This window comes from Veillonella sp. (assembly GCF_019414865.1).
Lineage (GTDB): Bacteria > Bacillota > Negativicutes > Veillonellales > Veillonellaceae > Veillonella.
The window spans coordinates 1-6,569 of record NZ_DXLG01000088.1 but is presented as its reverse complement, the minus strand read 5'-3'; the positions used below and the strand labels follow the sequence as shown (position 1 = coordinate 6,569).

5 protein-coding genes are annotated in these 6,569 nt (G+C 38.3%); all 5 read left to right on the top strand.

All coding sequences use genetic code 11. The annotated features are described in order from the left end of the window. Positions 1-186: 186 nt before the first annotated feature. The 5 genes from scfB (at position 187) to hypE (ending at position 6,393) form a co-directional block, all read left to right on the top strand. Positions 187-1,596, top strand: a complete 1,410-nt coding sequence (scfB, locus tag QZ334_RS06130; protein ID WP_119208334.1) for a thioether cross-link-forming SCIFF peptide maturase — start codon at positions 187-189, stop codon at positions 1,594-1,596. A 35-nt stretch (positions 1,597-1,631) separates the two neighbouring features. Beyond that, positions 1,632-3,911: a carbamoyltransferase HypF gene (gene hypF / locus QZ334_RS06125; RefSeq protein ID WP_295232807.1), complete on the top strand. Its 2,280-nt coding sequence runs from the start codon at positions 1,632-1,634 to the stop codon at positions 3,909-3,911. Positions 3,912-4,054: 143 nt separating this feature from the next. Continuing rightward, on the top strand, positions 4,055-4,306 hold the full coding sequence (locus QZ334_RS06120; protein ID WP_005387071.1) for a HypC/HybG/HupF family hydrogenase formation chaperone: 252 nt from the start codon (positions 4,055-4,057) through the stop codon (positions 4,304-4,306). Continuing rightward, on the top strand, positions 4,266-5,384 hold the full coding sequence (gene hypD / locus QZ334_RS06115; RefSeq protein WP_295232805.1) for a hydrogenase formation protein HypD: 1,119 nt from the start codon (positions 4,266-4,268) through the stop codon (positions 5,382-5,384). Before QZ334_RS06120 ends, hypD begins: the two co-directional genes overlap by 41 nt. A 1-nt stretch (position 5,385) precedes the next feature. Next, positions 5,386-6,393: a hydrogenase expression/formation protein HypE gene (hypE, locus tag QZ334_RS06110; protein ID WP_295232803.1), complete on the top strand. Its 1,008-nt coding sequence runs from the start codon at positions 5,386-5,388 to the stop codon at positions 6,391-6,393. Positions 6,394-6,569: the final 176 nt, after the last annotated feature.

Here is a 6,569-nt window from a genome sequence, read left to right as displayed (position 1 = left end):
TACGGGCTTATAGCCCGTGAGCAAACCACCCGTTTTACGGGTGGTTCTGATTTATGTGTATAATACATACTTTATATGGTATATCTTTATGACTCTTTTCATAACGTTTAGCGTGGAAATGTGGTACAATTATCTAGAAAGTTCTATATAGTAGAACTTTTACCATACATATTAATTGGAGGTACCATGTTAGAATTAAAACCAATGATCCATAAGTTTCGGATGAAGGATAACTATTACTGCTTAGATGTTAATAGTGGTATTATTCACGTTATCGACGAACTCATTGATAGAGTTCTTGACATATATAATGGCACTAATCGCGATGCAGTACATGCTGCATTAGATGCTAAAGAAGATGCCGTAGAACTTGATGAGATTATGGATGAGTTAGATGAGCTCATTAAAGCAGAGCAATTGTTTGCTCCGATGAGTACAGAGTTTAAACTCGTAGTAGGTGAAAAACCTATTGTTAAGGCATTATGCTTAAATATTGCTCATGATTGTAATTTAGCATGTAAATACTGTTTTGCCAGCCAAGGTGATTACGGCGGTGTAAAACGTGAATTAATGAGTTTTGATGTGGCGAAGCGTGCAGTGGACTTCCTCATTAAAATGAGTGGCCCTCGTCAACATTGTGAAATAGACTTCTTTGGTGGAGAACCTTTATTGAACTGGGATGTTGTTAAACAAACAGTTGAATATATTGAATCCATTCAAGAAAAGCACAATAAGATTTTCAAGCTTACATTGACTACAAATGGTATGCTGTTAACACAAGATAAAATCGACTATGTAAACGAACATAAGATGAGCCTTGTATTATCTTTGGATGGTCGTGAATCTGTACATAATGCGATGCGTCCTGTAGCTGGTAGTGGTGCTGAATCTTACAAATATATTGCTAAAAACCTTATCAATGCAGTAAAACAACGCCATGGCCTTGAATACTACGTACGTGGTACGTATACACATAAAAACTTAGACTTTACAAAAGACGTTATGGCTATGTCTGATCTTGGCTTCGAACATTTATCCATGGAGCCTGTAGTAGGTGAAGAGGGGGACTATGTTCTTCGCGAAGAGGATTGGCCTGTATTGGAAAAAGAATATGAAAAATTAGCAGATATTTATTTACAACGTCAATTAGATGGTTGGGGCGAGAAGTTTAACTTCTTCCACTTCCGTATGGATTTGTATCGCGGTCCATGTATGGCTAAACGCCTTCGTGGTTGTGGGGCAGGTCATGAATATATGGCAGTCGTACCAAATGGCGATATTTACCCATGTCATCAATTCGTAGGTAAAGATGGATATGTGCTTGGCAATGTGTATGATGGTTTACAAAATACAGAAATTCCTAAAGATTTCCGTAATACACATGTATTCTCTAAACCAACTTGTGCTGAATGTTGGGCGAAATTCTTCTGTTCTGGTGGCTGTCATGCTAACAACATTACATTAGGTGGCGATTTAGAAACACCTTATGAATTTGGCTGCCGCTTACAAAAGAAACGTATTGAATGCGCTATTATGATTCAAGCCGAGCTAGAACAAGCTGGCATTGATGGCAGTATTCCTGTAGCATTAGGTTAATAGCCATTAATTCTCCGTCTATAGTAGGAGTTTATATGAAACAAAATAGTAATCAAACTATAGAACGCTGGGGAATTCGTTATACCGGTATAGTTCAAGGGGTCGGATTCCGGCCCCTTGTTTCTATGTGGGCACATTCCCTAGGTTTAACAGGTTTTGTATATAATGATAGTCAAGGTGTTTACGTCGAGATACAAGGTTGTACTAGTGATTTGCAGTTGTTTTTAGATGCGATTCAAGATGACCAACCTCGATTATGCCGCATTACAAGTCAAAGGGTACAACATCTTACTATACAAAACAATGAAGTTGAGTTCTCTGTGAAGCCCTCTCCATTAGGTGAAGAGGTTAGTACGTTTATTAGTGCTGATACAGCGCCATGTGATGACTGTCTTAAAGAACTAGAACGGGACAAGCGTAGGAAAGAATATCCTTTTATTAATTGCACAAATTGTGGCCCTCGGTATACGATTATTAAATCTCTACCTTATGATCGTGAGCGAACGACGATGGATGAGTTTCCTATGTGTGAAGCTTGTAAGGCTGAATATGAGGATATAGAGGGGCGCCGTTATCGTGCTGAACCTAATGCATGTTCTCTTTGTGGGCCTCATTATACTCTATATAAACCTAATCGTACGGTTGTAGATACAGTAAATGTATGGAATACAACCCGTGAATTAATTAACGAAGGTAGTATTATCGCTATTAAAGGGATTGGCGGCTATCATTTAGTTTGTGATGCTCGAAATGATGTAGCGGTTCAACGCTTACGTAAGCGTAAAAACAGACCACATAAACCACTAGCAATTATGGTAGGGTCTCTAGATACGGCAATCGAGCTAGTCCATCTTAGTGATGTAGAACTAGATATTTTGACTGGAATGGAACGTCCTATCGTATTATTAGAAAGAAATCACCATAGTTTAGTCCATTTGAGTACCCATGTAGCGCCAGATAATCATATGCTTGGCGTAATGTTACCATATACACCGATGCATGAGGTACTATTACCATCAGATGCGGCGTGGGTCATGACGAGCGGCAATCGTAGCGGTGATCCCGTTTTATATGATGATAATCAAGCATTTGAAGAGTTAGGGGCAGTTGCTGATTATTTTTTGGTCCATAATCGGAAAATTTATGCACCTCTCGATGATTCTGTTGTAACTGTTATTCATAAGAAACCTCGATTTATTCGTCGTAGTCGTGGCTATGTACCAGAACCTATTCATTGTGAAATTTCAGGGCAAACTCCGATATTAGCCATGGGGAGTGATTTAAAAAATGCTTTCGCTATGAATAAAGGTTCTGAAGTTCTTGTAGGACCACATATTGGTGATCTACAGAATGCATCTACGCATGCAACTTTGGAGTGGACTATTGACAGATATGAGAAATTATTTTCTATACAACCAGAGAAAATCATTGTAGATAGTCATCCTCAATTTTTCTCTTCTCACTTAGGGGAACGTATTGGTAAAAGTTCACAGATTTCTGTTATACCTGTCCAACATCATCATGCTCATATCGCATCAGTTATGGCAGAACACAATCTAGAAGGGCCTGTTCTTGGAATTGCCATGGATGGTACAGGATATGGTCCAGATGGAAGCATATGGGGCGGTGAATTTCTCCTTTGTAAAGGTAACCAATATCAACGATTAGCTCATATCCATGAAGCGCCGTTACCAGGTGGAGAAAAAGCGGTTTCTGAGCCATGGCGTCAAGCCTTATGGTATATCAGAAATTATTATGGTAATGATATTCCACCTGTTTACCAAGATTGGATGAATAGGCTACCTAAAGGTTGGGAAATATTAGATAAAGCATTACAATCTACAATGCCTATGATTCAAGCAACGAGCTGTGGACGTTTATTTGATGCAGTAGGTTCTCTTTTAGGCCTAGGCATGATTCATACCTATGATGCGCAAATTGCTATTGCATTAGAATCTTTATGTGGTGATGAAAAAGGCATATTGCTTGATTATAACTATGACGGTCGAATTCTTGATTTTACTCCCACTGTTCAATCTATTATGGATGGTGTCGTTAAAGGTGAATCTAGAGCTCATCTTGCAGTATCATTTCATAAAACAGTTGCCATTGCATTATGTGAAACTTCAGCCGATTTAATGGAGCGATATAATATTAGTGATGCGGCCATATCAGGCGGTGTATTTCAAAATCGCAAATTAGTAGAGTTAATATATCGCGCTTGGCATGTAGGCAATTTATATATGAATGAGGCTGTTCCTTCCAATGATGGGGGCTTAGCACTCGGCCAATTATGGATTGGTAATCAGAAATAGTTATATACTCTTGTAGCTAGTATCACTTAATAAATACTATAATTGTGATACAATAATATTAGAAATATTTATATATAATGAGTTTGCTTACATAAAAGTAAACTTATAGAATTTGTTATTAAAGTAATATATAAGGAGATAATATGTGCTTAGCTGTACCAGCACAGTTAGTAGCTGTGAATGATGTTATTGGCACTGTAGAATTAACAGGTGCCACCCGTGACTGCAGCTTACTCCTCGTACCAGAAGCAAAGGTAGGGGACTGGTTGTTAGTCCATGCAGGTTTTGCTGTACAAATTGTTGATGAAGAAGAGGCACAAAAAACATTAGAGGCCTTTAAGGAGCTAGAAGAACTTGAAGAAGCTTACTTTGCAGGAAAAGCAGAACAGTGCTGATGCATTGTTAAAACGTATCAATGCTCTTCATAAGCCAGGGGAAACCGTGAGACTTATGGAGGTTTGTGGTACACATACTGTATCGATTTTCCGTGAAGGTCTTCGTCAGTTATTGCCAAGTGGCATTGAACTTGTTAGTGGACCAGGATGTCCTGTATGTGTAACGGATCAAACGTATATGGATAAGGCTTTGGCTTATGCTGAACGTGATGATGTTATTATTGCAACCTTTGGGGATATGTTAAAGGTGCCAGGTAGTTATAGTAGTCTTAGTGAAGCTCAAACAAAGGGCGCGCATATCCATGTAATTTATACGCCTTTAGAGGTAGTAGAACTTAGTAAGAAATATCCGGAAAAGAAAATCGTATTTTTAGCCATAGGTTTTGAAACGACTATTGCCGTTATTTGTGCAACTGTAAAAGCAGTTCATGCAGCAGGCTTGAAGAACGTTTTCTTCCTTGTATCTCATAAATTAGTGCCTCCTGCATTGCGAGCTTTATTAGATAAACAAGAAGGTTATATTGATGGTTTTATTTTGCCGGGTCATGTGAGTGTTATTATCGGAGAAGAACCATATCAATTTTTACCTGAAGAATATCACATACCATCATGTATTGCTGGTTTTGATGGACTTGAAATTTTGTCTGCTATAGCAAATATTTTAGAGCAACGAAAAACTAGTAATTTTATAGTAGGAAATACATATCATTCTGTAGTTATGCAGAAGGGTAATCCTGTAGCGCAAGCGATGATCAAAGAGGTATATGATGTATGTGATGATGCGTGGCGTGGTATAGGTGTCATTCCAAATTCTGGTTTAAGATTAAAGGACGAATATGCAGCCTATGATGTAGAACGTGCATTACCTATTCATCTTGAACAACCTTCTCTTGATCCGAAGGGTTGTCAATGTGGCCGTGTATTGCAAGGTCTTATTAAACCGAGTGAATGTCCATTGTTTGGTAAAAGTTGTACTGCTGACCATCCAGTTGGTGCCTGCATGGTATCTGTAGAAGGTAGTTGTGCTGCATGGTATAAATATGGTTATTCCAGTGGTGGATCGACGTGGGAGGATTAATATGGAGCGAGTTCGCTTAGTCCATGGAAACGGTGGTCGATTTAGTCATGAGTTGACCGAGCGTTTTATTTTGAAATATTTTACAAATGATTTATTAGCTCCTTTACACGATGGTGCTCAATTTCCCGTTACAGCAGGACGTATGGCGTTCTCTACAGATTCCTATGTAGTACAACCAGCGTTTTTCCCTGGCGGAAATATTGGTAAATTAGCTGTATGTGGTACAGTGAATGATTTAGCTATGAATGGTGCTATTCCACAATACTTGAGTTGTGGGCTCATTTTAGAAGAAGGCCTTGCCTTTAATGAGTTAGATGAAATCCTTCATACCATGTCCGACATGGCTAAAGCTGCCAATGTACAAATTGTTACAGGAGACACCAAGGTTGTTAAAAAAGGTGAGGTAGACAAAATCTACATAAATACAGCGGGGATTGGCATGATTCCAGAGGGTATTGATATTGGTCCACATCGTGTGAAGCCTGGTATGGATATTGTCTTGTCTGGTGCCATAGGAGATCATTCTATTGCCGTTATGGGACAACGATTTGGATTGGATTTATCTGATGCATTAAAAACTGACTGTGCCCCTTTAAACAATATGGTTCATGCTGTACTTGATAAAGTGGGGCCTCAAGTGGCTCTATTGCGAGATCCAACACGTGGTGGTTTAGGTACTGTTTTAAAAGAAATTGCAGACCAAAGTCAAGTTGGTATTAAGGTAGATGAAGCAGCTATACCGGTTCACGCTGAAGTACAATCTGTTTGTGATATTTTAGGGTATGATTCATTATATTTAGCCAATGAAGGTAAGGTAGTGCTTGTGGTAGACCCATCGGTTACTGATGAAGTTTTATCCATTCTTCGTGGCTTTGAAGAAGGTAAAGAAGCCGTATTAATCGGTAAAACATTAGATAAAAATATTGGCAAGGTTGGATTGCAAACCGCAATTGGTGGTGTCCGTTTAATTGATTTGTTAGGTGAAGATCAAGTCCCTCGTATCTGTTAATTATATAGACTAAGATTATTTTATATTTAGCTGATTTTAAATGTATAAAAAGAATTTTTGTACTTATAGATTGTGAAGAATAGTAAGTATTGACAATAATCTTTTGTAATAGTAGCATTAAATTAAGTTGTGTAAAATTCATTGATTGTTCATCGGACTTTTATACAATGCTAGTA